Here is a 23,683-nt window from a genome sequence, read left to right on the forward strand (position 1 = left end):
ATGGCCGGGCGTGAATTAAGCCACTTACAACAACTGGAAGCCGAGAGCATCCAGATCATTCGTGAAGTTGCAGCCGAATTCGATAATCCTGTGATGTTGTATTCCATCGGGAAAGATTCTTCCGTTATGTTGCACTTAGCGCGAAAAGCCTTTTATCCGGGCAAGATCCCGTTTCCATTGCTGCATGTCGATACGGGTTGGAAATTCAAAGAGATGATCGCATTCCGTGATGCGCAGGCAAAGAAATTTGGCTTCGAGTTACTGACGCACATTAACCCAGAAGGGTTGGCGCAGGGGATTAACCCCTTCGACCATGGCAGTGCGAAACACACTGACATCATGAAAACCCAAGGTTTAAAGCAAGCACTTAACCAATACGGTTTCGATGCGGCTTTCGGTGGGGCTCGCCGCGATGAAGAGAAATCTCGCGCCAAAGAGCGGGTGTATTCCTTCCGCGACCGTCACCACAGATGGGACCCTAAAAATCAACGTCCAGAACTGTGGCGAACCTATAATGGCGCTGTGAACAAGGGCGAAAGTATTCGCGTGTTCCCGTTATCTAACTGGACTGAGCTGGATATTTGGCAATATATCTACCAAGAAAACATTGAGTTAGTGCCTTTGTACTTTGCTGCAAAACGTCAAGTGGTTGAGCGCGGCGGTCAGTTAATCATGGCCGATGACGAGCGGATGAAGTTAGTCGAAGGCGAGCAGTTTAAAGAAGAATTGGTGCGTTTTAGAACCTTAGGTTGCTACCCACTTACGGCCGCCATGCATTCTGAGGCCGACAGCCTAGAGAAGATTATTGAAGAAATGCTGTTAACCCGTTCAAGCGAGCGTCAGGGTCGATTGATCGACTCAGATCAAAGTGCCTCGATGGAGCAGAAGAAGCGTCAAGGCTACTTCTAATCTCGGCAAGGTTAACCCTATTTCGCGAAGGTGGCGCAAGCAAAGCGCGACCTTCAGCAAAGCAGATTAAGAGTGAGAATAAGATGGACAAAGCGGTCAATAAAACCAATCGCATGGCGGCAGAAATTACCCTCCATGGTGTGAAAGAATATCTAGCTCAGCAGCAGAACAAAGGCTTACTGCGCTTTTTAACCTGTGGCAGTGTGGATGACGGCAAGAGTACCTTAATCGGCCGTCTGTTACACGACAGCGCCCAAATCTATGAAGATCAATTGGCGAGCCTAAAGAGCGACAGCGCTAAGATGGGCACCACAGGTGAAGCTATCGACTTAGCCTTGCTTGTGGATGGTCTGCAAGCCGAGCGCGAGCAGGGCATCACTATCGATGTGGCTTACCGTTACTTTTCAAGTGATAAGCGTAAGTTCATCATCGCCGATACCCCAGGGCATGAGCAGTACACGCGCAACATGGCAACGGGGGCATCGACCTGTGATTTGGCGGTGATCTTAGTCGATGCCCGCTACGGCGTGCAGACTCAGACTAAGCGCCATGCGTTTATCGCGTCATTACTGGGGATCCGTCACTTCGTTGTTGCCGTGAATAAGATGGATTTACTTGGGTTTGACGAGCAAGTATTCAATCGCATTCGTGCTGACTTTACGGATTTCGTGAAAGATTTCGGTAACCTCGATATCCACTTTGTGCCCTTATCGGCGCTTAATGGTGACAACGTGGTTGAGCGCAGTACGCAAAGCGACTGGTATCAAGGTGGTACTCTGCTTGAACTGCTAGAAACCATTGATACGCAACGTGAACTCAGCGCATTGCCAGTACGTTTTCCTGTGCAATATGTGTCGCGTCCTAACTTAGATTTTCGCGGTTTTGCAGGCACTTTAGCCTCTGGCATTATCAATGTCGGCGACGAGTTAGTCGCTTTGCCATCGGGCAAACGCAGCAAGGTTGAACGCATTGTTACCTTCGATGGTGACATACAAGAAGCGGTTGCTGGCCAAGCTGTGACTATCACGCTGGAAGATGAAATTGATATTTCCCGTGGCGATTTACTGGCAAGACAGGATTCTGCACCTGCCGTCGCTAACGTGATCAGCGCTGACATAGTGTGGATGGATGAAAAGCCATTGCAACTCGGCCAGTTATACGACATCAAAGTGGCGGGTAAGAAGACGCAAGCCTCTGTGACTGGCATCGATTATGTGGTTGATGTTAATACCTTAGCGCGCAGCGCGACGGATACGCTTGGGTTAAACGCGATTGCTCGCGTGACCTTAGAGCTGACCGAAGACATAGTGTTCGATGCGTATTCGTTAGTGCGTGATACGGGCGGAATGATCCTAATCGACCGCCTGAGCAATGCGACGGTTGCCGCAGTGATGGTGGTGTCGGGTCAGTATGTTAACAAACAAACAGCATCACAATTTAGTGCCTTTGAAGTTGAGTTTAATGCCTTAGTGCGTAAACACTACCCACATTGGCAAGCGATAGATATCTCTAAGCTTGGAGCTTAATTTGTGAGTGACTTGTGGCTGTTAGCGATTATTTTGTTAGGTCTTGTGGCTGGCTTAATTAGCGGCCGTATCAATCCAGCGGTATTGTTTTTATTTGCATTTTTGCTCTGTTATTTGCTTGGCATGGTTGCGCTCGATACCGCATTAACAAGCTTTACAAATATTGGCTTAGTCACACTCGTCCTCTTGGTATTGGCCGCGACGGCGTTAGAAAAAACATCCCTGCTGGGAAAGTTGAGTCAAGTCATAGGCAATAGTTCTTTGCCTATGACAATGGCAAAGCTTGGGCTATCGACCGCCTTGCTGTCGTCCTTTACCAATAACACGGCTGTGGTGGCGTCGCTTATCGGGGTTGTGCGTCGCAATCAAGCACACGCACCCGCTAAGTTATTATTGCCGTTAAATTATGCGGCAATTTTAGGTGGCACACTGACCCTGATTGGTACCTCGACCAACTTGATTGTGAACTCCTTTGTGGAAAACGCCGGCTTACCCGCCTTAGGTTTCTTCGAGTTCACGCCGGTCGCGGTTGTGATCGTCGTCGCTGGTATGTTGTTATTGATCTTACTAGCGAACATTTTACCAGATAGACGGGAAGAGTCGGGTGAAGAGGCGCTGCCTTATTTGCTTGAAGCCCATGTGGCAAAAGGCTCGTCCTTAGTGGGTCGCAGTGTGGTCGATAACAAACTCAGGGCGCTGAAGAAGTTATATCTGGTTGAACTAGAACGCAGCGGCATTTGTATTTGCCCTGTGCCGCCCCAGTTAGTGCTGCAAGCGGACGACGTGCTGCGCTTCAGTGGCGCGGTGGAATCGGTTGAGTTATTGCATCAATTCGATGGTTTAGATTGGTTTGGTAAGCATCAAGCCAAGGGACAAAATTTAGTTGAAGCAGTGCTCGCGCCATCATCCAGTTTAGTCGGCAGTTCGTTGAAAGAATCGCTTTTTCGTGAGCAATTCGATGCGGCCGTGATGGCCATTCGCCGCGGCAATCATCCGCTGAAGGGCGGGCTTGGTGACATTATTCTTCAACCCGGCGATGTGTTGTTATTGACGCCTGGCGATGGTTTCAGCAATAGCTCAAAATTGAGTTCAGAGTTTGCGGCGATCAGCGGCTTAGATTTGAATGTGCGCTTAGACAGTCGCCGTGGTCGTTGGGTATTGTTCGGCTTTGCGGTCACGATCGTTTTGAGTGTCACCGGTGTATTGCCATTGGCTAAAGGTTTAGTGCTCCTGCTGCTGAGTTATTTTGTTATTGGCGCTGTTACTTTGGCAGAGCTTAAACGCCGTTTTCCATTGGAACTAGTGGTGATAGTGGGGAGTGCGTTAGGGCTCGCTAACTTGATGATGAGCACCGGCCTTGCGGACAGTTTAGCCCAAGGATTACTCTCGGTTATCAATGGTTATGGGGTGTTTGGCGCTTTTGTCGGTGTGTATTTTATGACCTTGTTGTTGACTGAATTAGTTACCAATAATGCTGCCGCAGCGCTGGCTTTCCCTATCGCTTACGCGATTGCGCTTAATTACGGTGTCGATGCAAGACCCTTTATTATGGCCGTGGTCTTTGGTGCCAGCGCGAGCTTTATTTCACCCTACGGCTATCAAACCAATTTGATGGTGTTTAATGCGGGTAATTATCGCTTCAGTGACTTCGTCCGCCTAGGATTGCCGTTATCTGTGCTGTATTCCCTGATAGTGATATTTATGGTGCCGATCATCTTTCCATTTTAGTGATTAGCTTGAGTTTATTGCCCTTTTGTTAGCCGTTTAACAACATGGGGATTGAGGAGTTTTTATGACAAATATCGTGTGGCATCAACATCCTGTAGATCAAGCTGCCAGAGCCGAACAGAAAGGCCAAAATCCAGTATTACTCTGGTTTACCGGACTGTCTGGCGCGGGCAAGTCGACATTGGCGGGTGCATTAGAGCGGGCGTTATTTGAGGCGGGATTCCACACTTATTTGCTTGATGGCGATAATGTGCGCCATGGCCTGTGTAAAGACTTAGGGTTTACGGTTGAAGACCGTGACGAGAACCTGCGCCGTGTCGGCGAAGTGGCCAAATTAATGGTGGATGCTGGGCTTGTGGTGTTATCGGCCTTTATTTCCCCGACTCGTGAGGAGCGCGATAGCATTCGTGCCCGTTTCCCTGCCAGTCAGTTCATTGAAGTGCATGTGTCGACGCCATTAAGTGTGTGCGAGCAGCGTGATCCTAAGGGGTTATATGTGAAAGCACGCAGTGGTGAAATCAGTAATTTCACGGGGATTTCATCACCTTATGAAGCGCCATTAGCGGCAGAATTGACCATAGATACCAGCAAAGGCGATTTAGCGACTCAAGTCCGCGCTTTAATTGATTATCTGACGGCAATCAATGTTATCAATGCCGATAAGGCTAAAGCGCTAGCTTAACATTTAGCCCTTATCTTACTTAAAAGGAGCCTTTAGGCTCCTTTATTATTTCTGGGTTTGGCTGTTTATGTTGTTGATTTATATTTTATTTTTATGGGGGTGTTATTCTATTTTAAAATCCTTAGCGAACAAGAGTTGCAGGGCCTTGAGGTATTCTTGATCCGGCTTAGGTTGTACGAGTTGGGCCAGTTCATCACCAATCGGCGTGAAGCGGTAATAGCTAAAAAGTAGATTGCCGCTCTTAGGCGTGAGCTTCATTTGTATGCCTTGCAGGGCAAATTGAATGGGCGTTTTATTGTTGAGTAAGCCGGTTTCGAACTCGCTGCTGTGCAGTATTCCCGCATCGACTAAGGTCAGAATGCTGGAGTAGGGTAGGCCAAACTGGGATAAGCCTAAATTGACTGAGGTCGTTTTACGAAAATACTGGCCAATACCTCCGGATAAGCGATAGCCGCTGATGAGTTTTAGGCGCTGTTCGTTATTTACTTTCGCCGCCATGCCAAGGGCTTTTTCAAGAATTTGTGCTTCCCTGTGAGTCAGTTGCTTGAGCAGCGCTAGGGTACGTAGACTGAAGTTTCCCGGATTGACTATCTCGCTCGACAATATCCGAGCCCACAAATCTTGCATCTTACGGTTATGGATTTGTTCCGCCATCAAGAAAAATTGATGGCTCCAATCGGGATCAAGATCGACCCCAGTGACATCTGAGTGGGTATAACTGAGGGCTAAGGCAAAAATGGTTTCCACATTGGCCTGATATTCGCTCGATAACTTGCGTGCTCTATGTTGAGCTCGCTCGGCTATTGAGGCGTTCGCAGGGCGATATTCTTGCTCACTGGCGAGCCCTAATTGGCGACCGAGTAGCAGGGCTTTTTTGCGAGCGGATACCTCGGATGTTGACTCGCCATCTTCTGCCAACAGTAAAATATCTGAATCCTTCATCGCGTTAATCCTTGAGCCTACATTGGGGTTAGGTGAGGGCATAGCGCCCACCCTTATCTGTCTAACTTGTTTGCCTAGCTTGAGCATTTAACTTGAACATCTTGTTTGAATAGCTCGCTTGTGTGCCTAGCTTAGATGGCGATCACTTAAGCGTTCAGTTCTAGACTCAACATTGAGCTAAGCTGATTCCTTGGCTCGTTATTATGCCGCTTTATTCGATCGCTTTAGCGATGGATTTCGCTTTTTTGCTTGTCCAAGACCATAAGGTTTCATTACCCGGTTCAGGATGGCGCGGTACATTGAGCGCCAGAATTAACGAACATACGGCAAAGCCTGCGCCTATGTAAAATACCAAGGCGGGATCGGTTAACCATAATAAGCCCAAAAGCACAGGAATAATCACAGCGGCAATGTGATTAATGGTGAAACTGACCGACATAGTGGCGGCAATATCTTTGCTGTCGGCGATTTTTTGAAAATAGGTTTTCATCGCGATAGCCATAGCAAACAGTAAATGGTCGATCACATACAGCGCTGCCGCCATGTGTGCTTGCTCGACTAAGGCGTAACTGATGAAGACTATGATGAGTCCGACGTATTCCACTGTCAGCGCATTACGCTCACCAATTCGGCCAATAAACCGCCCAATCGCAGGCGCAAACAGCAGATTGACGACATAGTTTATTAAGAACAGCGCGGTAATTTCACTCACGCTATAACCAAACTTTTCGACCATCATAAAGCCCGCAAACACCATAAAAATTTGCCGTCTCGCACCCGAGAAAAAGGTCAGCAGGTAATAGAGGCAATAGCGCTTACGCAGAATGATTTTCTTATGTTGTACTTCCGTGGTCTCAAACTTTGGGTAATACCAAGCCATAGTTAGCACCATGACCAGACCTAACGCACCAATAATTAAATACATGTGTTGATAGTCTAACTTCAACCAGGTCATTACCAGCCAAATACTGGCGTAGCCCACTAAGGCCGCGGCCGAGCGCCACGCCAGCGCTTTACCCATAAAACCCGCAGTATCTTTTTTATCGACCCACTGCAGCGTCAGTGATTGGTTAATGGTTTCAAAATAGTGAAATCCAACAGACATCAATACCGTCGTCAGATACAGGCCTATGACTTGAGGAAAGAAACCTGTCACAGCAACGCCAATGCATAACAAGGCCAGCGAGAGTAGGGCGAAGGCTTGTTCTCGAATGAGTAAAAGCACAAAAATGGCGGTGAAAGCCAAGAAACCTGGGATCTCGCGCAGGCTTTGTAACATGCCGATTTCAGCACCGGTGAACTGGGCTTTTTCAATCACGAAGTTATTGAGCAGTGCCTGCCAAACGGCAAACACGAGCGACATTACAAAGGTCATCCATAGCAAGAGTGCTTTAGGATCTTTGGTTTGAATGGATTTCATGGATATGTACTCAGGCGATAAGTGTGCAAATGCTAATGCTTTTTTGGCTAATAGGCTAGATCACTTAACGCTTAACGAGTGTGTGGTTTATGAATCAATATAGCGATTTCTTTGAATAAAAATACGGCCGTCAGATCCGGTATACAATCAGATACTAATGTAATTTGTTTGTAAATTTAATTGTAAATTCTAATGCAAATCATTCTCAATTGATCTATTTTGTTCGCGCATTTACGGGGAAGCTGTTACACAGCGCGGAGAAAGAAATGAGAGCAGAGTTAAAGTTGAGTTCACTGGCCATCTTGGTCACTGCGTTCATAGGTGGGGTTAATTGCACTGCACAGGCAGCGACGGACCCTGCGATTTTAGAGCAGGCTATCGCAAGGCAAGAGGCTCAATTACAAGAATTAAAGCAGCAGTTATCAGAATTAGCTGCGCAACAGAAACAGCAGCAAGTTCAGCAGGCAGACTATCAAACTAAGACCAGTGTCGCGGTAGATAGTGTTGAAACCGCCGCCGATAAACTTAGCAAGTTTTCATTTCAATCCTACGGTACCGCCGTTTATACCAGTGATGAGTACTTTGATAACGTCCAAGACACCACACCAGAGCGCCGTAATCGTTTCGATTTAGAGCGCGTTGTCACTGAGTTCGGCTATCAATTTACCGATGCTTGGAGCATGGAAGTCGAAATAGAGTATGAACATGGCGGCACAGGCGTCGCCTTAGAATACGATGGTTTTGATGAGTTCGGTGAATTTGAAACTGAAGTCGAAGCTGGCGGTGAGGTGATGATTGAAAAGGCCGAGCTGCGTTATCGTCCGTCTAAAGCCTTTGGGATTAAATTTGGTAATATCCATGTTCCTATTGGCTTGACCAGTATGCTGCACAAACCAAATCAATATCTTACCGTGATGCGTCATCGAAGCGAAGCCGCCATGATCCCCGCCGTTTGGAATGAAAACGGTATCGGAATATATGGTGAAATGGCCGATTTCCACTATCAGGCCCAAATTATCAGTGGTCTCAATTCAGAATATTTTAGAACCTATGATTGGGCTGCATCGGGTCATCAAAAACGATTCGAGCATGTTAATGGCGACGATTTAGCATTTGCAGGACGTCTAGATTACGGCAACTTTAAAAAAGGTTCCGCCGTTGGTGTCGCTTACTACTATGGCAATACCAGTGGTAATCGTCATAAAAGTAATAAAATCAATGTGGATGGCACAGTTAGCATAGTGTCAGTCGCCGCGGCTTATGTTGAAGGTCCTTGGATCTTACGCGGTCAGTATCTCTACGGCACCTTAAGCGACAGCGATGTCATTACCCAAGCCAATAAAACAACGCCAGGCTTAAGGCCAGGTAACTTCGCACAGCTAGGATCGCAGTCACAGGCCTTCTTTGTTGAAGCGGGCATCGATTTGAATCATTTCACCTCTCTTCCGTTAACCGTTTTTGCCAACATAGATTATTCCAATCCTTTGATGGAAGTCGAAACAGGCACGGCGACTCAGCGTTTTGAAAATACTTGGACCAGTGTCGGCATTAACTATTTTCCTATCCCACAGATAGTGATTAAAGCGGAAGCAGGCTTACAACAAGTAGCCGTCGCGAGCATTCCGGATACTAATTTCTTCGCCCTTGGCGTGGGTTATCAATTTTCGCTCTAGTCACATTCACTTTTGATGGAACAAATAGGACATTAAGCACTATGACATTACGTAAAACGGCAATAGCCATCGCCCTTATGAGTACCTTAGCTGCCTGTGGTGGTTCTGGATCGGATGATTCAACGCCCACAACACCAACTACACCGGATAATCGCTTTAGTTACGCCGCCACTGAGATGATCATTAACTTGACCGATGACGTTATCGTGGCTGGTTATGCGGACTTAGCCGCGAAAGCGGAAGCACTTTTACTGGCGACTCAGAAGCTCACTAACTCAACAGCCCAAGCGGATTTAGACGCAGCTCAAGCTGCGTGGAAAGCGGCACGTTTACCATGGGAGCAAGGTGAATCACATATTTTTGGCCCAGTAGACTCACTCAGTATCGATCCACATCTTGATAGCTGGCCGCTTAATACGACCGATCTACAAACACAGCTAAATTCTAATTCAGGTTTTGATGCTGAGACGATTAAGGGCTGGAACGATGATGTACAAGGTTTTCATACCATTGAATTCTTATTATTCGGCGATGGTGTGAATGGTAATACTAAACCTATCAGTCAGTTGACAGCAAAAGAACGTGAGTATCTCATTGCATTGGCCGAAGTGTTCCGTGATTACACTAAGCAGCTCGACGATGCTTGGCAGATAAACCACAATCCGCAAGATGCTGCCGCTAAACCTTACGCTGAGTTGCTGAAGAATCCCGGTGTAGCAGGCAATACTATTTACTCATCGCAATTGGCTGTAGTTGAAGAGTTGATCAATGGCATGATCGCGATTGTCGATGAGGTCGGTAACGGTAAGATTGCTGATCCCTTTGGTGATTCCCTTGCCACCGCTGATACTTCAAAGGTGGAGTCGCAATATTCTTGGAACTCATTAGATGACTTTGCCAATAACATCATTGGTGTACGAAATGTATATCAAGGAGAGTTTACTGGTAACAGTGATCGTCAGGGCATCATTAACTTCGTGGCCGCTGCCGATGCGAACTTAGCGACACGTGTTAGCAGTGAAATCGATGATGCCATTATCAAGATCCGCGCTATTGCTGGCAGCAATCAACAGCCTTTCCGCCAAGCGATTAAAGATGATGCGGGAAGGGCGCGAATTCAAGTGGCTGTGGATGCCTTGACCAAGCTGAAAACCACACTTGAGTCTGATGTCATACCATTACTTTCTCGTTGGAAATCTTAATTTCATATTCAGAGCAATGCTAAGGCGATAGAGGTTCTTGGCATTGTCATGAAATGACGCTAAACGACGGAACCCGTTTGGTGAGTTATGTCTTAAGCAGCAAGGATGCAATTGCATAGTTGCTGCTTTGTCATTTTATTTGTGTGAGATTTTTGATGAATAACAGACACGTTTTAGTACCTGCATTTTTCATTGGCTGTTTACAGCTGAGCGCCTGTGGTGGCAGTGGCGATGCACAAGATGCTGATACACCCATACCTGAACCCATTGTTTATCCTGAATATACGGATATCACTGCCAGCGGCGGCGCAACGACAACCTTTGATGCAGGTAATTCAGGACATGGTTTCTCTACACCATCGGTAAATCTAACAGCGACTGAACTTGCGCTGCACATGGCGGGCGATAAGTTTTTTGAGACTTCTTTTACCACGGCGCCAAACGCTGAACACCCTGAGTTAGATGGTTTAGGCCCTGTATTTAATAATGCTAACTGCAATGCATGCCATCAACGCGATGGACGTAACTCGACTCCGCAAGTCAGCACGGGCCAGACACGAGTTAAATTAGGATCGGATGCGGGCATCTTTTTGCGGATAAGTAAGGCTGCCAACGATACCTGTATTAAAGGCGACGTGAGTAATGATTATTGTGCACCCATTCCAGTACCTGATTTCGGTGGACAACTGTTTCATCGAGGCGTACTGCAAGCACGTAGTGATTGGCAACAGAATCAGTTTATTGGGCAAGCGGATGTTTACTTATCCTATGATACAAAATCAGTGACTTACCCAGACGGTACTGAAGTCTTATTGAAGAAGCCGCTATTTGAAGTGGAAAACCCCTATGATGCGCCCGGCGAAACTAAGCAAAGCCCCAATTTGACCTCAAATCTTTTGCAAGACGATGTGTTAATGGGATGGCGTAATGGCATGCCAGTCTTTGGCTTAGGTTTACTCGAAGCAATTGCGGCAGCGGATATTTTGCAACATGTTGATGAAAATGATGCCAATCATGACGGTATTTCTGGCCGCGCGAACTATGTGTTTGATGCTGTGAAGGCACAAACGGGCGATCCAGAACCTGTGTCTTTAGGCCGTTTTGGTTGGAAGGCGAATACCCCAAGTGTGCGTGTACAATCCCTAGGTGCACTGCGTGGCGATATTGGCATAACTAATCCTCTATTCCCCGATGAAAGTATCAAAGGTACGTCGCTACACGATGCTTATCTCACTCGAACTGGTTTTATTGATACAGGGGCAGATGAAAATGGTGCGCCTGAAGTCGGAGCTGAGTTCAGTGATGCTGTTGTTTTTTATGCTGAAACCTTGGCCGTTCCTGCAAGGCGGAATGTTGCTCAACCGAATGTAAGAGAGGGGGCGAGATTATTCACTCAACTTAATTGTACCGCTTGTCATGTGCCCTCTTATACCACTAAAACGAGTGGCGACATTGGTGGACGAGCCATGAGTGATAGCTTAAAAGGACAGAAGATATATCCCTTCACTGATTTATTATTACACGATATGGGCGAAGGGCTCGCCGATGGCCGACCAGACTTTTTAGCCTCGGGAAGCGAATGGCGTACAAGGCCACTATGGGGTATAGGTTTAACTCAGACGGTTAATCCTCAAGCCGGTTTCTTACATGATGGACGAGCCGCAACTCTAGAAGAAGCGATATTGTGGCATGGTGGTGAAGCTGAAAAGAGTCAAGTTGCCTTCATGAATTTATCTAAAAATGAACGTGAACAAGTCATTGCATTTCTAATGTCTTTGTAAGGCGTGACAGGATGATTTGTCGATTCATCCTGTTTAGTGTATCTCAGTATGGGCAAACCTCAGGGTTTGCCTTTTTTTGTGAGCTTGCTAAAACTACCGCATATACCTGAGTGGTTTGGGGCTAAGCCCGTGATCTATTTCATGTAAATTGCAGGGTAAATCACCTAATATGAAATATCTTAATGGTTATTTTACTTGGGATTAATCGAGGCTAAATTGAAAAGAATTCTCATCATTTATTCTAGTGTTCACGGCCAGACCCAAAAAATTGCAACTAAGCTCGCGCAGCAGTTAACGGCCTTGGACAATGAGGTGGTTACCGCCGATATCAAGGCTGTTCCTGCACTCGCTGAGTTCGATAAAATCATCATTGGCGCCAGTATTCGCCATGGTAAACATAATCCTAGCTTGTACGAATTTATTGAAAAACATCAAGCTGTGTTGACGGATAAGGTCAGCGGTTTTTTCTCCGTTAGTTTAGTCGCGCGTAAACCTGAGAAAAATACCCCAGAAACCAATCCTTATATGCAGGCATTCTTAAGTAAAACCACTTGGCGGCCACAGTTATTACGAGTTTTTGGTGGTAACTTGAACTATCAAGGCTATAACGCCTTAGATAGAAATATTATCCGTTTCATCATGTGGCTAACTAAAGGACCTACGGATCCTGTTACGAATGTGGAATACACGGATTGGCAGAAAGTGGCTGATTTTGGTGAGCAGATCCATCGCGCCTAAGTTTGGCATTAAATCGCGGCGCCGCGTTTTGCCCCTAGCCCACTTTATTCGCGCTCATTAAGCCGTCACGAATGCATTCATCGCAAAGGGCAAAGGAAGCATTAAGTAGGATGAAAAATATGATGAGTAAACTCAGCTCCTTGTTCCGAGTCATGATGGCGTATCTGCATGTGTGGATTGTGATATCGAGCAGTTTACTCGTCTGTGCCAGCCCATGGATTTTTATGGGCCGACGGATACCCGATAACGCCAGTTTTTGGGATTATTTGCATGTGTATCTAGGTTTAGCGTGCGCAGTGCTGGGGATATTGTTCTTGCTCAGCAATACCTTGCATGGCAAATGGCACCAGTACTTTGGTTGGCTAGCTGGCGATTGGGCGCAGTTAAAACAGGATATGGTTGGACTCACAAAAGGCAAATTCCCCGTCGCAGGCGGCAAAGGGTTATTTAGTGCCATCGAAGGTATAGGCATGCTGTTGCTGGTGGCGACTGGGATTACGGGTCTCGTTTGGTTTGTTGTTCAAGGGACGCCAACGGCGCTGGCGTGGCGCGGTTATCATCAAATTTTTGCGCAGGCTTTTATCGGTTTCTTGATCGTACATTTAATCTTGGCGGCGAGTCATATTCTCGATTTCATTCGCCAATAACAGATTGGAAAATAACACTAAATGACTGTGTTTATATAGGCGATTGAATTAAGTTCTTATATTGCAAGCGTGTTTCGAATGCGAATAAAAATGGCCTCCTAATTTGGAGGCCATTTTTTATGCTGACGGTTCCTTGCTTTAACGCTTGTGTCTGGATTTAGCTAAGACGCTGCTTACGTGTCACACCAATTGCGGCGGCGAAGACTAAAAATAACCAGCCTAGGCTGCCACCCGATGAGGTTTTAGCAGCTGCGGCATCTTTCTCAACAGCAAGATAGTTAATTAACCCAATCAACTCATCTAAGGTTTTGATGCTGTTTAAGTTTACTGCGTATTTATCGTTCACGATAAAGGCGGGTACGCTGTCGATTTTGAATTCATTTTGCTGAGTGCGCCACAGGGCCAGCTTTTCATCAGTGCTTTTGCTATCGGCTAACTCGTCGTATTTAGCGGCATCAACGCCAAATTGGGCGAAGACTTTTTTGATGTCATCACGGCTATTAATTTGCGGCTCGTGTTGATGGCCTGGTGCACTGTGATCGTGACCGTTTGCGCCCTCAGCACCTTGGATTGCGGTAAACATGGCATGGGTTAAGGCATCTTTGTTATCAAGGCTTTGGATCACGGACAAAGAGCGCATCACTTCGGTACCAATATCGCTATTCATAAAGTCGACATGCTTATTGTCGAAGCTTATCTGTTTGTTGAGGTTTGCCTTGATATCTGGCAAATAGTTGGTTTCCATATTGAAGCAGTTATGGCAATAAAATGAATAGAATTCAGTGAGTTTAGGTTCACTGCTAGGCGCTTTTGCCGAGATTTGAGTGTAGTGTGTGCCTTCAACAAAATTGGCGGCAAAGCTGCTCAAGGGCGCAATTGCTAAGGTTACAGCCAAGGCTAATTGTTTAATCATAGTTTCCTCAAATTCGGTGGGATTGAATTCACTGTGTCAGTTGTGGGTATCGTCGATTTAACGGCCAACAGAAGCCATAAAGTGAGCTTCAATCTAGAAGTTTAGCTAGCCAAAATGCCAGCGTAACGCATAGGTTCAGGTTAAATGGAAAGGCTTAATTATGACTGAATTGGCCCGTCGCGACTGGGCTAAATCTGTGATCCCAATGGAAGTTTTACCTAAGATTTGCTTTAGCCTTGCCTTAGCGGCACAGCAGAACGTACAGACAGGAACTGATTGCTAAAGAGAAAAATGCTTAGGCAATGTCCCTTAGTGACTGCCACGCTTCACACACTTCGCGAAAACGCGCCGCATCACCTTCGGGTCTGTCTGGGTGCCACTTGAGCGCTAAACGGCGCCATTGCTTGCGGATATCACGGGCGGTAGCACTCTCGTCTAATTCGAAAACCCGCAGTGCATTACCCTTATTCATCAGATTGATATTTAAGCCAATATAGCTCTTATAATTGCTCCAGAAGGCCTCAAGCAATTCACGCACTACGTTTTCGCTGGTATCGTAGTTATTCCAATCGAGATAATACTCACGCAGGGACGTATCTTGCATAATCAGCAGGTTAACGTTCGATGGGACTAAGCGGAAGATTTGGATTTCCATGGCTTTGACTTGCAGCCATTGCTTTGGCAGTAATATTTCTTGCAGTTCAAACAAGGCGTTCATCAGCAGGAAGTTACGTTTGAATAAATCGTTACCCGGATTTTCATCAAGCTGGTGGATCAGCCCTTGAGTTTGTAATTCTGTGGCTAAGTGATGGATTTTCCAACTTTGGTTCGAGGCTTGTAAAACCGTGAGTAACGGCCAAATCAGTGGGTTATCGCCCTTAGTGTTTGCAACTCGAATCGATTGAGGTTCTTCAGTGAGCGAGGGTTTGGCAAATAACATACTGACTGTCCCATCCTAAATTGTGAGTGTGACCAATGCGCCGATAAAACCGCTGGGCTGCAAAAAAGATGACTCGAAATGACGATAAACGATGATCCACTAAGCTATGCCGTTCTGGACTGTGCAGCAAATCATGCCATAGAGGCAAAGTGTAGGCAAAGATGAATTTTAGAGCAATACCATGGTGGTTTACTCCTACTTTAGATGGTTTCTTGTGCAAATAAGTCGTTAATAGCAGACAGGTTTTAGGATGTTGTTGCTGAAGCGGGTTACTGCGCTAAAAAATATGCCCTTGTTTATATCACATCAAATCAAGGGCATGCTGATTGCTCACTTAAGAGGTAGAACTAGATTTCGGTGAAAATCACCTCTTGTTCTAGGCGAGATTTAGGCAATTTAGCGTTGAAATCATCTTCTGCGTGATAACCCAAGGCGACAACTACGCAGGCGCATAGACCTTGTTCTCTTAAGCCTAAGACTTGATTCATTTTAGTGGCATCAAAACCTTCGATCGGACACGCATCAATATCTAATACACTTGCACCGAGCATTAAGGTGCCAAGCGCTAAATAGACCTGTTTCTCCATCCAATGCTGGGCATCTTTCATCTCAAACTTATGCATATTGGCGAAGAATGAACGGCCATTATGCTGGGCTTGTTTTGCTTCCTCATTAGCTAAGCGGCCATCCTTTTCCTCTTGTTCAAGGATTTGCAGCAAATACGCTTCATCTAATTGAGTGCGAGTGCAGAGCACCACCACATGGGAAGCATTGAGGATTTTTTGGGTATTAAACGCATAATTCTCGGTTGCTTGGGCGATTAAAGCTTTACCTTCGGCCGTGCTTGCTAATACAAAATGCCAAGGCTGTGAGTTAACTGACGAGGGGCTGAATTGCAGTAGGGTTTTGATGTCTGCAATTTTTTCCGCTGGAATCGTCTTTGTTGGATCAAAGGCTTTAGTGGTGTAACGTTTTTTGGCGAAGAAACTTAAATCACTCATGTAACAGCTCCAAATCATCAGGAATACAAATTCAATGGCAGCATTTTAAGCAGGTTCAAGTAAAAAACAATGTGATCAAGACAGGTATTAGTTTCAAAAAATTTTTGAAACTGGGTGCCGATGCAACGCTAAAAAGGAGTAAAACGCTAAGTCGTTTAATTGATATTTTGGATAGGGAATCGGTGTCTTTACCGTTGAAGCTCGATTTCAATTGTAGGGAAATTATAGATAAATATCAGGGACAGATGCTGGCAGCAAAGATTAGGGCAAAGCTTTAGCTGCCTTAGTTGAATGGCTATTAACCCTCCAAAGCCGAGGTAAAGGAACCTTTAGTAATCCTGAATTTATTGTCACTGTTTTGCCCCAAAGCAAGATAACTTTGTTGTCAGTTGTGCAGCATTCATTGTCATTGTCATTGTCATTGTTTCCCCTGTGACTCGCCATAAACTCGTCCCTGAGGGCTCGACGACGGCATCCATGCCGCCAACGGTCACAGTTGCAACAATGCCAATCTTAACTAACACTTCTGCTGTTCGTTTAGCTAAAAAGCTATTGCCCCATTTCTTGTTTCGGCATAGTTTGTTGGCAGATTCTGGGACATGATTGTTGACCAAATTTTAGTAATGCTTCAAAGTTGCTACTGTATTGGTGTCTATTCAGATAGCCTCATCTTCTTATGCTTTATTAGTACGGAGTAGGAAATAAGTGAGTACAGATAAAAAATCGCGTAAGGAAATGTGCATATTTACTACAAAAGAAAATGTATCAGAAATCAATTTTATTTATGATAAAGAACGAGATATTTTTATTTTACCTGAAGCTGATCCAAATTCGATCAGAGTTGAGCGAAGCTATGAGAGAAACTCTGGTAAACCTAAGATTTTGAGTAGTGTTCAGGCACATAGAAATTTTGCCGCTCTAGATGTCGATACGATGTTAACTAAAGAGTATAAATATTTAATTAGTATTGATACCAATTCTAGAGAATATGATGGAAAGAATCTCAGTATCTGTACTTGTTACCATGTGCCAGGAAAACTTGATAAATTTATAGATGGTGTGCCTTTTCATCATCTAATTTCATATGTAATAGTTAATCCTAGCAAAGATATAAATCCAGAAATTATCGGTTGGCACCTTGTAATAGAAAAGCAGATTAAAGTTCCATTTGATAACGGTAAAGGCGTAATGGCTATAGTAGTAGATAGCGAAAAGGATTCGCTATCTAAATTTAACTCAGGTGAGCTTCCATACTTCAAAGATCACTATTTACCATCACAGCTAAAATTTTGCTACGCATCTGATAAAGATAAAGATACTTTATCTGGACAGATGCTAAAAATGTGTCATAACGTTTCAAATCAGGTCTTTAGACATATTCAAACTGAGAGAAAAACTATTCCTTTGCTGACCAATGGTAATGGTTTTTGTGATGGTTATCTTGTGGTCAAAGGCACCAATGCATAATCAGGTAGTCGGAAATACTTAACCTTTTGCTCGAAGAAAAAACGCTATTTTTAACCAACTATTTTTTGCTCTATCTGATTGATGCGTTAACCCATAGAAATTTTAATGCTAAACACATCAATAAGAGCTAACAACCTAACAAGGTTTTGTCCAAAAGCGTGCTGCGTAAGGCTTTTAAATCTACAGATTACGATAATGCCAAAAAGGTGAGCCATGGTGATTGGCGAGACGACCGTCCGCCCCAAGGACGGGGCGGTCGAGCATCCACGGATGGACTTGCTGCGAGTCGATGAGCGAATGCCATGGCTCGCCCATCCGTAGGAGCCAGCATTTAAGTTACCAAGTAACAAGTCATTTAGTCGTACTAACCCTCTATTTTTTTACGTGCTTCTGTCTAAAAGTGGGTTACGTATCTCTTTTAAATCTACTGGTTACGCTAGTACTAAAAAGGCAAGCCAGAGAGTTATGCAAGATGGCAATCCGCCGCTGCCTCCAATGATGGATTGAACTGAATCCGCTTCAGCTAGCGCAGTACCTTGCTTAAAAACGCTTGGGTACGGGCTTCTTTCGGGTGGCTAAATAGTTCATCGGGTGGGCTAGATTCGACCACATAACCGCCGTCCATAAAGATCACGCGATCGGATACATCCCGTGCGAACCCCATTTCGTGGGTGACAATCACCATGGTCATGCCCTTGAGCGCTAAATCTTTCATCACGTCGAGCACATCGCCAACCATTTCTGGGTCGAGTGCCGATGTTGGCTCATCGAACAGCATCAAGTCTGGTTCCATCGCTAATGCGCGGGCAATGGCGACCCTTTGCTTTTGGCCGCCCGATAAACTGGCGGGGTAGGCATTGGCTTTGTCACTTAAACCAACCTGTGCCAGTAGGTCGAGGGCTTTGGTCTCGGCTTGAGCTGGCGTCATCAGTTTTAGACTAATGGGCGCTAAGGTGATGTTTTGGATGACGGTTTTATGGGGGAACAGGTTAAAGTTTTGAAACACCATGCCCACTTTTTGCCGCAGTTTATCGACGCAGGCGTTTGGCGCTGTGATCAATTGACCTTCAATCTCGATATCGCCTTGGCTTGGCTGCTCTAACAGATTGATACAGCGCAAAAAGGTACTCTTGCCACTGCCGCTTGGACCGATCACGCTCACTACTTCGCCCTGACGAATATGCTCGCTAATGCCCTTGAGCACTTGGTTATCGCCGAAGTTTTTATGCAGGTTGGTTATTTTAATCACTTTGTTTCAACCTCTTTTCAAATTTCGACAGAACAAACGTGAAGCTGTAGGTCAGGAATAGGTAAATAAGGGCGCAGGTAAATAAGGGCACACTGTCCTCGAAGGTACGGCTACGGATGATTTCACCGGCGCGCATAAGGTCAACACCACCGATAAAGCCAATGACGGCGGTTTCCTTGAGGAGCACGATAAATTCATTACCAAGTGCGGGCAGAATATTCTTAATCGCTTGGGGCAGAATAATCGACTTCATGGTCATTGCTTGGGACAAGCCAAGTGAACGGGCTGCTTCGGTTTGACCTTTATCAACGGCTTGAATCCCTGCGCGGATTATCTCAGAAATATACGCGCCGCTATTGAGACCAAAAGCGATAATGGCGGCGGTGATCTTATCGACATCTAAGGCTGAAAGCACGATGAAGTAAAGGATCACTAATTGCACAACTACTGGGGTGCCACGGATCACACCGACATAAAGATTGGCGGGAAAGCGGATATACCACTTAGACGACATCTTCATAAAGGTGGTGCCAATGCCTAACACTGCGCCTAATAACATGGCGAAGAAAGTGACGATTAATGTCACTTTCAAACCATTTAATATCAGCAGTATGCCTATCATGCCATCTTCGCCAATCGGGCTAAACAGCGAGGTATTAATTGCGTCTATCATGCTGATATCACTTTATATGGGCAGAAACGAGCGTCTGATATTGGCCGTTAGCTTTCATGTTAGCCAGTGTTTTATTGATGCTCGCCAACAGTTCAGGCTGCTCTTTTGACACGGCGAAACCATAAAACTCAGCAGGAAAATCCAGTTTGATCATCTTTAATTCAGGATTTTTAGCCAGATAGTTAGCGGCAGGTTCGCTGTCGAATAACACTAAATCTACCTTTGAATTTTTAAGCTCCATAATGGCTTCGAAACCCGTATTAAAGGCGGTGATATTTTGGGTGTATTTTTTCGACATAATGTCAGCGGTGGTGCCTAACTGCACCGCAAAGTGTTTGCCCTTAATATCTTCAAGCGTATGAATGCTATCGTTATCTTTGTTGACTAGTACCACTTGAGTCGCTTCGTAGTAAGGCTCAGAGAAATTTACGTTTGCTTGACGTTCAGCGGTTATCGTCATACCTGAGGCGATAAAATCAATCTTGCCTGAGTTGAGTGCGACGATCAGTGAATCGAATTTCATGTTTTCGACTTTCAGTGTCTTGCCCGCATCTTTAGCGATTTGCTTGGCCAGATCGATATCAAAGCCTTTGATTTCATCGCCACTTTGGCCGCCAACATATTCAAAAGGAGGGAAGGCGGCATTGGTGCCAACGACTAACACGTCATCGCTTTTTCCGCATCCAGCTAACAACAAGGTGGCAGTTAAGGTCAGGCCGCCTAATAACATGGATTTTTTCATTTAAGACTCTCTTGTTCGATTTCACTATCAGTGTGGCGACTATAGGCAGATGAGCATTAAGTGTCAATAATTATGCTGTTAATTTGATTAAAAATTCATTTCTATTTTGCGGTTTTCAGTCGCAAGATTGAGGCCCGCTGCTTTCCTGTACAAATTTGTGTGTAAGTTGTTTTTTCTGGGTTGAATTATTGTGCTTTGGTCTATAACTATTGTTACTGTTAGGTTTTTGGCTATCTATACTTCTGTGGTGTTTATTAGCGGCTTCTCAATGAGAGTGTCATAATTTGAACTATCGCCTATTATTCTTTGATTAAATTGGCTAGTTTAGCCGCTCTTTAACGGCAACCTTAGTTGGTGTTATTCCTATTTTATGCAGTTTAATCCTCTGGCTGATTTGATTATCAAGCTAGAAACGATGTTTCAGGAGTCAAAAGTGAACTATCTCAACTCAGCATTAGTGTGCTTAGCCCTGTGCTTATCGAGTGCACTGCAGGCCGAAGAGCAAACTCAGTGGCATTACAGCTTAGGCAGCCATGATTTTGTGGTCGAGGATTCTCACACCTTAGGGGTGAATGCGAGTCTATTGTTAGAACATAAAACCCAAAGCGATATTTTGCTGACGGCGGCGCTGGATGCCTATATAGACGTAGATGTCGATAAACTCGACCCTGACCACATCCCTGTGTGGTTTAAGTCTGCCTATGCCGCGAGCGGTGAACTTTATCGTGTTAATCCCGCGTTTTCATTTGGTTGGCAGTTCGATTTACAGGGAAAGCGTAATACCGTTAGCTCGGTTGAGAAACAAGCTAAGGTATTTCCTGGGCTGACAGCTAACTTTGATGGGCAAGCATTACAGGCCCAGTTCAAGGCGGGGGCGGGTTATTATTATCTCGAAATCGATGATGATGTGCCTAGAACTCGAGGTTACGATCGTGGCGATTTTGGCCATGGTACGTTTGCTTATACTTTTATGGGAAGTGTAGGGGCTAATGTGACGCCTAAGCTACATATACAGGTTGCCGCACAAACCTGGCAAGACGAAGACCAATGGTTAGAGAATCAATATCGCTTTGAACTGAGTTACCAAACCGATTTTTGGCGGCCTAATAGCGTGTTAATGCTGAGTGCTGAGCACACGCAATACAATTTAGACCACTATGCCAAAGTCGATGTTAACTCGGCTGAGTATTTGCCTATTCTGCCATGGGATAGCGATACGCTAGTGCGTTTGAGCTTAGTGGTTCCTTGGTAAGAATAGGGTTATTTATGGGTTAAGTGCTTCTCGACTAAGGCGATCATGGCTTGAGCTGCGAAGGACAATACTTGGTCTTTGCGCCAAAAGAGCGATAACTCCCAGCGCAGCTCGTCACTCGCCAACGGGATATTCACGACGCCGGGTACACTGTAGCGCCGCGCGATAGAGCGCGGTAATACCATCACCCCAGTGCCCGCCGCGACTAAGGCAATCCCGAAATCGGCTTGGCTAACGCGGGTGATGTTTTTAGGGACAAATCCGGCGTGTCGGCAGGCATTGAGCACTAATTGATAGAGGGTGTATTCGGTTTCGAACATCACCTGAGGGTCGGCACTGAGATCGCTAAACGACAGTATCTGTCGGGTGGATAACGGATTTTCCTTAGGCAGCACTACTACCATAGGATCGTTAAACACACGTATGCCGTCATAACCCTCATCAAAATCAATAATCCCAGTGGCCAGTTCAATTTCGCCCTTTTGGATTGCCGCGGTTTGCTCTACACCGCCACGGACGAGTAAGTGCATATCAATTTGCGGATATTGCTGGCGATACTTGGCAATAATGGGGGCAAAAATCTCGGCGCTGCCCAGCGGCGCTAATCCCAGATTGAGTTCGCCCGCAGTTAAGCTGCGCTGCGCCGTGAGTTCGGCGAGCATGCGTTGTCGCCCTGCGAGCAGGTCTTTACCGTGTCGATAAACGACTTCGCCTGCGGGAGTGAGTTTGACTTGGGTGCCGCGTTTACCGCGCTCAAGCAGGGTGAGATCGAGTTCTTGTTCTAACTGGCGCACGGCTTTTGATAACGCAGGTTGGGTGAGATGGACTTTTTCGCTGGCTTTACCAAAGCCTCCGGCATCGACGATTTCGATAAAATAGCGAATAACTTTGAGGTCCATTGGGCTTCACCTTTAAATGCATTCTTAAAATTCATGTATTACATTCTTAATATTCATTTTTTTTATCAAATAAGCAAGCCTAGAATAGCCCCATAGAAAACTTTGTTCTAACCGAGAAAATCATGTCATTCCCACAAGCCGCAATACGTCAGTGTCGACATTGGGCTTTGTTATTAACCCAAATCGGCCTCTTCTGTTTACTGTCCTTCGCTTGTCACTGGTTCGCCACTTGGGCACATTCTCCTATTCCTGGGAGTGTGATTGGCTTAGGCATACTCTTATTTTTATTAGGTTTTAAACTCATTCCCGAAAATGCCGTGCAACTGGGTGCCGCTTGGTTGATTGGTGAATTATTGCTGTTTTTTATCCCGCCTGTGATTTCGGTCATTAAGTACGAAGGTTTATTTGAGCAATACGGTACCAATATATTGTTCACTTTAGTGATGGGCAGTGTGTGTGTGATGTTTGGTACTGGCTTTGTAGTCGACAGAGTGTTTCGTTTTGAGCGCCAACTGAACATCAAAAAGCAGGCCCGTCGCCACGCTAAGGCAGCTTAGTTATGACTGACTCAAGAGTGGTGGATTTTGTGTTGTCGCAGACCGGATTAGCCCTATTTAGTTTATTGCTGACGGTATTTTGTTACTTCGGCGCTAAGCGTCTCTATAAGTACCACAGAGTCTGGTGGTTAGCGCCCATAGTGTTAGCGCCGATAGTGATTACCTTATTGGTGTTTAACCTTAAGATCCCATTGCCAACCTATTTTGAATACACCCATTGGTTAATGGCTATGTTAGCGCCCGCGACTATCACCTTCGCTTTACCGATTTATCGTGAGCGTAACTTGATCCGCCAATATCCGCTGACGATAGGGTTAGGTGTAACGGCGGGATTATTTCTGGGGATGCTGTCTTCTTGGCTGCTGGTGAAATTTGTGCCTCTGCCGGTGGAATTGTCTAAGAGTTTGCTAGTGCGTTCGGTGTCGACGCCCTTCGCGATGGAGGCCACTAGTGCCTTTGGCGGCGTGCCTGAGTTGACGGCCATGATGGTGTTAATCACAGGCGTGATTGGCATGCTGGTGTGTGAGCCGTTATTCAAATTTATGCGGATTCGTACTTCGTTAGGTAAAGGTGTGGCACTGGGCGCCTCGGCCCACGGTGCTGGCGCGGCAAAAGCCACTGAAATCGGCCAGCAAGAAGGCGTTATCGCCAGTTTGACTATGATTTTTATTGGTATCGCTATGGTGTTAGGCGCACCTGTGTTTGCCTTGATCTTTATCTAGGCTTTGAATGCTATTGTGTG

General features: G+C 45.6%; 25 protein-coding genes. 14 read left to right on the forward strand and 11 right to left on the reverse strand.

The window, feature by feature from the left end:
* The 4 genes from cysD to cysC all read left to right on the forward strand — a co-directional run bounded on the left by cysD (position 1) and on the right by cysC (position 4,845).
* The gene (gene cysD / locus NE536_RS05480; protein WP_259213534.1) at positions 1 to 909 is read left to right on the forward strand and encodes a sulfate adenylyltransferase subunit CysD; all 909 of its coding nucleotides are present in this window, start codon (positions 1 to 3) and stop codon (positions 907 to 909) included.
* An 83-nt stretch (positions 910 to 992) separates the two neighbouring features.
* Positions 993 to 2,435 (forward strand): sulfate adenylyltransferase subunit CysN, encoded by a 1,443-nt coding sequence (cysN, locus tag NE536_RS05485; protein WP_261272049.1) that lies wholly within the window; start codon positions 993 to 995, stop codon positions 2,433 to 2,435.
* Positions 2,436 to 2,438: 3 nt separating this feature from the next.
* A complete protein-coding gene (locus tag NE536_RS05490; RefSeq protein WP_261272050.1) occupies positions 2,439 to 4,163 on the forward strand; it encodes an SLC13 family permease in 1,725 nt (574 codons plus the stop codon).
* A gap of 64 nt (positions 4,164 to 4,227) precedes the next feature.
* On the forward strand, positions 4,228 to 4,845 hold the full coding sequence (gene cysC, locus NE536_RS05495; protein WP_006082881.1) for an adenylyl-sulfate kinase: 618 nt from the start codon (positions 4,228 to 4,230) through the stop codon (positions 4,843 to 4,845).
* Positions 4,846 to 4,947: 102 nt separating this feature from the next.
* Here the strand turns inward: cysC and NE536_RS05500 are convergent, their stop codons facing one another.
* Both NE536_RS05500 and NE536_RS05505 read right to left on the reverse strand, forming a co-directional pair.
* Positions 4,948 to 5,787, reverse strand: coding sequence for a TIGR03899 family protein (locus NE536_RS05500; RefSeq protein WP_261272051.1), 840 nt, complete (start codon positions 5,785 to 5,787; stop codon positions 4,948 to 4,950).
* A gap of 211 nt (positions 5,788 to 5,998) precedes the next feature.
* Positions 5,999 to 7,207, reverse strand: a complete 1,209-nt coding sequence (locus tag NE536_RS05505) for an MFS transporter (RefSeq protein ID WP_261272052.1) — start codon at positions 7,205 to 7,207, stop codon at positions 5,999 to 6,001.
* Positions 7,208 to 7,473: 266 nt separating this feature from the next.
* Between NE536_RS05505 and NE536_RS05510 the strand changes: the two genes are divergently transcribed.
* The 5 genes from NE536_RS05510 to NE536_RS05530 all read left to right on the forward strand — a co-directional run bounded on the left by NE536_RS05510 (position 7,474) and on the right by NE536_RS05530 (position 13,248).
* Positions 7,474 to 8,880, forward strand: a complete 1,407-nt coding sequence (locus tag NE536_RS05510) for a porin family protein (RefSeq protein WP_261272053.1) — start codon at positions 7,474 to 7,476, stop codon at positions 8,878 to 8,880.
* 41 nt (positions 8,881 to 8,921) lie between these two features.
* The gene (locus NE536_RS05515) at positions 8,922 to 10,082 is read left to right on the forward strand and encodes an imelysin family protein (protein ID WP_220592140.1); all 1,161 of its coding nucleotides are present in this window, start codon (positions 8,922 to 8,924) and stop codon (positions 10,080 to 10,082) included.
* Positions 10,083 to 10,237: 155 nt separating this feature from the next.
* A complete protein-coding gene (locus NE536_RS05520; protein WP_261272054.1) occupies positions 10,238 to 11,863 on the forward strand; it encodes a di-heme oxidoredictase family protein in 1,626 nt (541 codons plus the stop codon).
* Between the two features lie 216 nt (positions 11,864 to 12,079).
* Positions 12,080 to 12,601, forward strand: coding sequence for a menaquinone-dependent protoporphyrinogen IX dehydrogenase (hemG, locus tag NE536_RS05525; RefSeq protein WP_259520717.1), 522 nt, complete (start codon positions 12,080 to 12,082; stop codon positions 12,599 to 12,601).
* Between the two features lie 119 nt (positions 12,602 to 12,720).
* Positions 12,721 to 13,248 (forward strand): cytochrome b/b6 domain-containing protein, encoded by a 528-nt coding sequence (locus NE536_RS05530; protein ID WP_261272055.1) that lies wholly within the window; start codon positions 12,721 to 12,723, stop codon positions 13,246 to 13,248.
* 157 nt (positions 13,249 to 13,405) lie between these two features.
* On the opposite strand, the gene NE536_RS05535 is transcribed toward NE536_RS05530, so the two are convergent.
* On the reverse strand, positions 13,406 to 14,161 hold the full coding sequence (locus tag NE536_RS05535) for a DsbA family protein (RefSeq protein ID WP_261272056.1): 756 nt from the start codon (positions 14,159 to 14,161) through the stop codon (positions 13,406 to 13,408).
* A 160-nt stretch (positions 14,162 to 14,321) separates the two neighbouring features.
* Here NE536_RS05535 and NE536_RS05540 point away from each other — a divergent pair, with 160 nt between their 5' ends.
* The gene (locus tag NE536_RS05540) at positions 14,322 to 14,444 is read left to right on the forward strand and encodes a hypothetical protein (protein ID WP_261272057.1); all 123 of its coding nucleotides are present in this window, start codon (positions 14,322 to 14,324) and stop codon (positions 14,442 to 14,444) included.
* 12 nt (positions 14,445 to 14,456) lie between these two features.
* Here NE536_RS05540 and NE536_RS05545 read toward each other — a convergent pair whose 3' ends face one another.
* The 3 genes from NE536_RS05545 to NE536_RS05555 form a co-directional block, all read right to left on the reverse strand.
* Positions 14,457 to 15,101 carry a DNA-J related domain-containing protein gene (locus NE536_RS05545; protein WP_071940128.1) on the reverse strand — a complete coding sequence of 215 codons (645 nt, stop codon included), beginning with the start codon at positions 15,099 to 15,101 and terminating at the stop codon, positions 14,457 to 14,459.
* 347 nt (positions 15,102 to 15,448) lie between these two features.
* Positions 15,449 to 16,102 carry an oxygen-insensitive NAD(P)H nitroreductase gene (nfsB, locus tag NE536_RS05550; protein ID WP_006082871.1) on the reverse strand — a complete coding sequence of 218 codons (654 nt, stop codon included), beginning with the start codon at positions 16,100 to 16,102 and terminating at the stop codon, positions 15,449 to 15,451.
* A 350-nt stretch (positions 16,103 to 16,452) separates the two neighbouring features.
* Positions 16,453 to 16,626, reverse strand: coding sequence for a hypothetical protein (locus NE536_RS05555; protein WP_261272058.1), 174 nt, complete (start codon positions 16,624 to 16,626; stop codon positions 16,453 to 16,455).
* A gap of 181 nt (positions 16,627 to 16,807) precedes the next feature.
* Here NE536_RS05555 and NE536_RS05560 point away from each other — a divergent pair, with 181 nt between their 5' ends.
* Positions 16,808 to 17,569, forward strand: a complete 762-nt coding sequence (locus tag NE536_RS05560) for a hypothetical protein (RefSeq protein WP_107402535.1) — start codon at positions 16,808 to 16,810, stop codon at positions 17,567 to 17,569.
* A gap of 180 nt (positions 17,570 to 17,749) precedes the next feature.
* On the opposite strand, the gene NE536_RS05565 is transcribed toward NE536_RS05560, so the two are convergent.
* The 4 genes from NE536_RS05565 to NE536_RS05580 form a co-directional block, all read right to left on the reverse strand.
* Positions 17,750 to 17,884, reverse strand: coding sequence for a hypothetical protein (locus NE536_RS05565; RefSeq protein ID WP_261272059.1), 135 nt, complete (start codon positions 17,882 to 17,884; stop codon positions 17,750 to 17,752).
* Between the two features lie 208 nt (positions 17,885 to 18,092).
* On the reverse strand, positions 18,093 to 18,818 hold the full coding sequence (locus NE536_RS05570) for an amino acid ABC transporter ATP-binding protein (RefSeq protein ID WP_028761645.1): 726 nt from the start codon (positions 18,816 to 18,818) through the stop codon (positions 18,093 to 18,095).
* Complete coding sequence (locus NE536_RS05575; RefSeq protein ID WP_006085903.1) at positions 18,811 to 19,491, reverse strand: amino acid ABC transporter permease; 681 nt, start codon at positions 19,489 to 19,491, stop codon at positions 18,811 to 18,813. Before NE536_RS05575 ends, NE536_RS05570 begins: the two co-directional genes overlap by 8 nt.
* A gap of 7 nt (positions 19,492 to 19,498) precedes the next feature.
* The gene (locus NE536_RS05580) at positions 19,499 to 20,233 is read right to left on the reverse strand and encodes a basic amino acid ABC transporter substrate-binding protein (protein WP_261272060.1); all 735 of its coding nucleotides are present in this window, start codon (positions 20,231 to 20,233) and stop codon (positions 19,499 to 19,501) included.
* 433 nt (positions 20,234 to 20,666) lie between these two features.
* Here NE536_RS05580 and NE536_RS05585 point away from each other — a divergent pair, with 433 nt between their 5' ends.
* Positions 20,667 to 21,485, forward strand: coding sequence for a hypothetical protein (locus tag NE536_RS05585; protein WP_261272061.1), 819 nt, complete (start codon positions 20,667 to 20,669; stop codon positions 21,483 to 21,485).
* An 8-nt stretch (positions 21,486 to 21,493) separates the two neighbouring features.
* Here NE536_RS05585 and NE536_RS05590 read toward each other — a convergent pair whose 3' ends face one another.
* Positions 21,494 to 22,384: a LysR family transcriptional regulator gene (locus NE536_RS05590; RefSeq protein ID WP_261272062.1), complete on the reverse strand. Its 891-nt coding sequence runs from the start codon at positions 22,382 to 22,384 to the stop codon at positions 21,494 to 21,496.
* Between the two features lie 122 nt (positions 22,385 to 22,506).
* On the opposite strand from NE536_RS05590, the gene NE536_RS05595 reads away from it, so the two are divergent.
* Positions 22,507 to 22,941 (forward strand): CidA/LrgA family protein, encoded by a 435-nt coding sequence (locus NE536_RS05595; RefSeq protein ID WP_006082862.1) that lies wholly within the window; start codon positions 22,507 to 22,509, stop codon positions 22,939 to 22,941.
* A 2-nt stretch (positions 22,942 to 22,943) separates the two neighbouring features.
* Positions 22,944 to 23,663 carry an LrgB family protein gene (locus NE536_RS05600; RefSeq protein WP_261272063.1) on the forward strand — a complete coding sequence of 240 codons (720 nt, stop codon included), beginning with the start codon at positions 22,944 to 22,946 and terminating at the stop codon, positions 23,661 to 23,663.
* The last annotated feature ends 20 nt before the right edge of the window (positions 23,664 to 23,683 follow it).

The sequence above is a fragment of the Shewanella septentrionalis genome (genome assembly GCF_025370265.1).
In the GTDB taxonomy this organism is placed as follows: domain Bacteria; phylum Pseudomonadota; class Gammaproteobacteria; order Enterobacterales; family Shewanellaceae; genus Shewanella; species Shewanella hafniensis.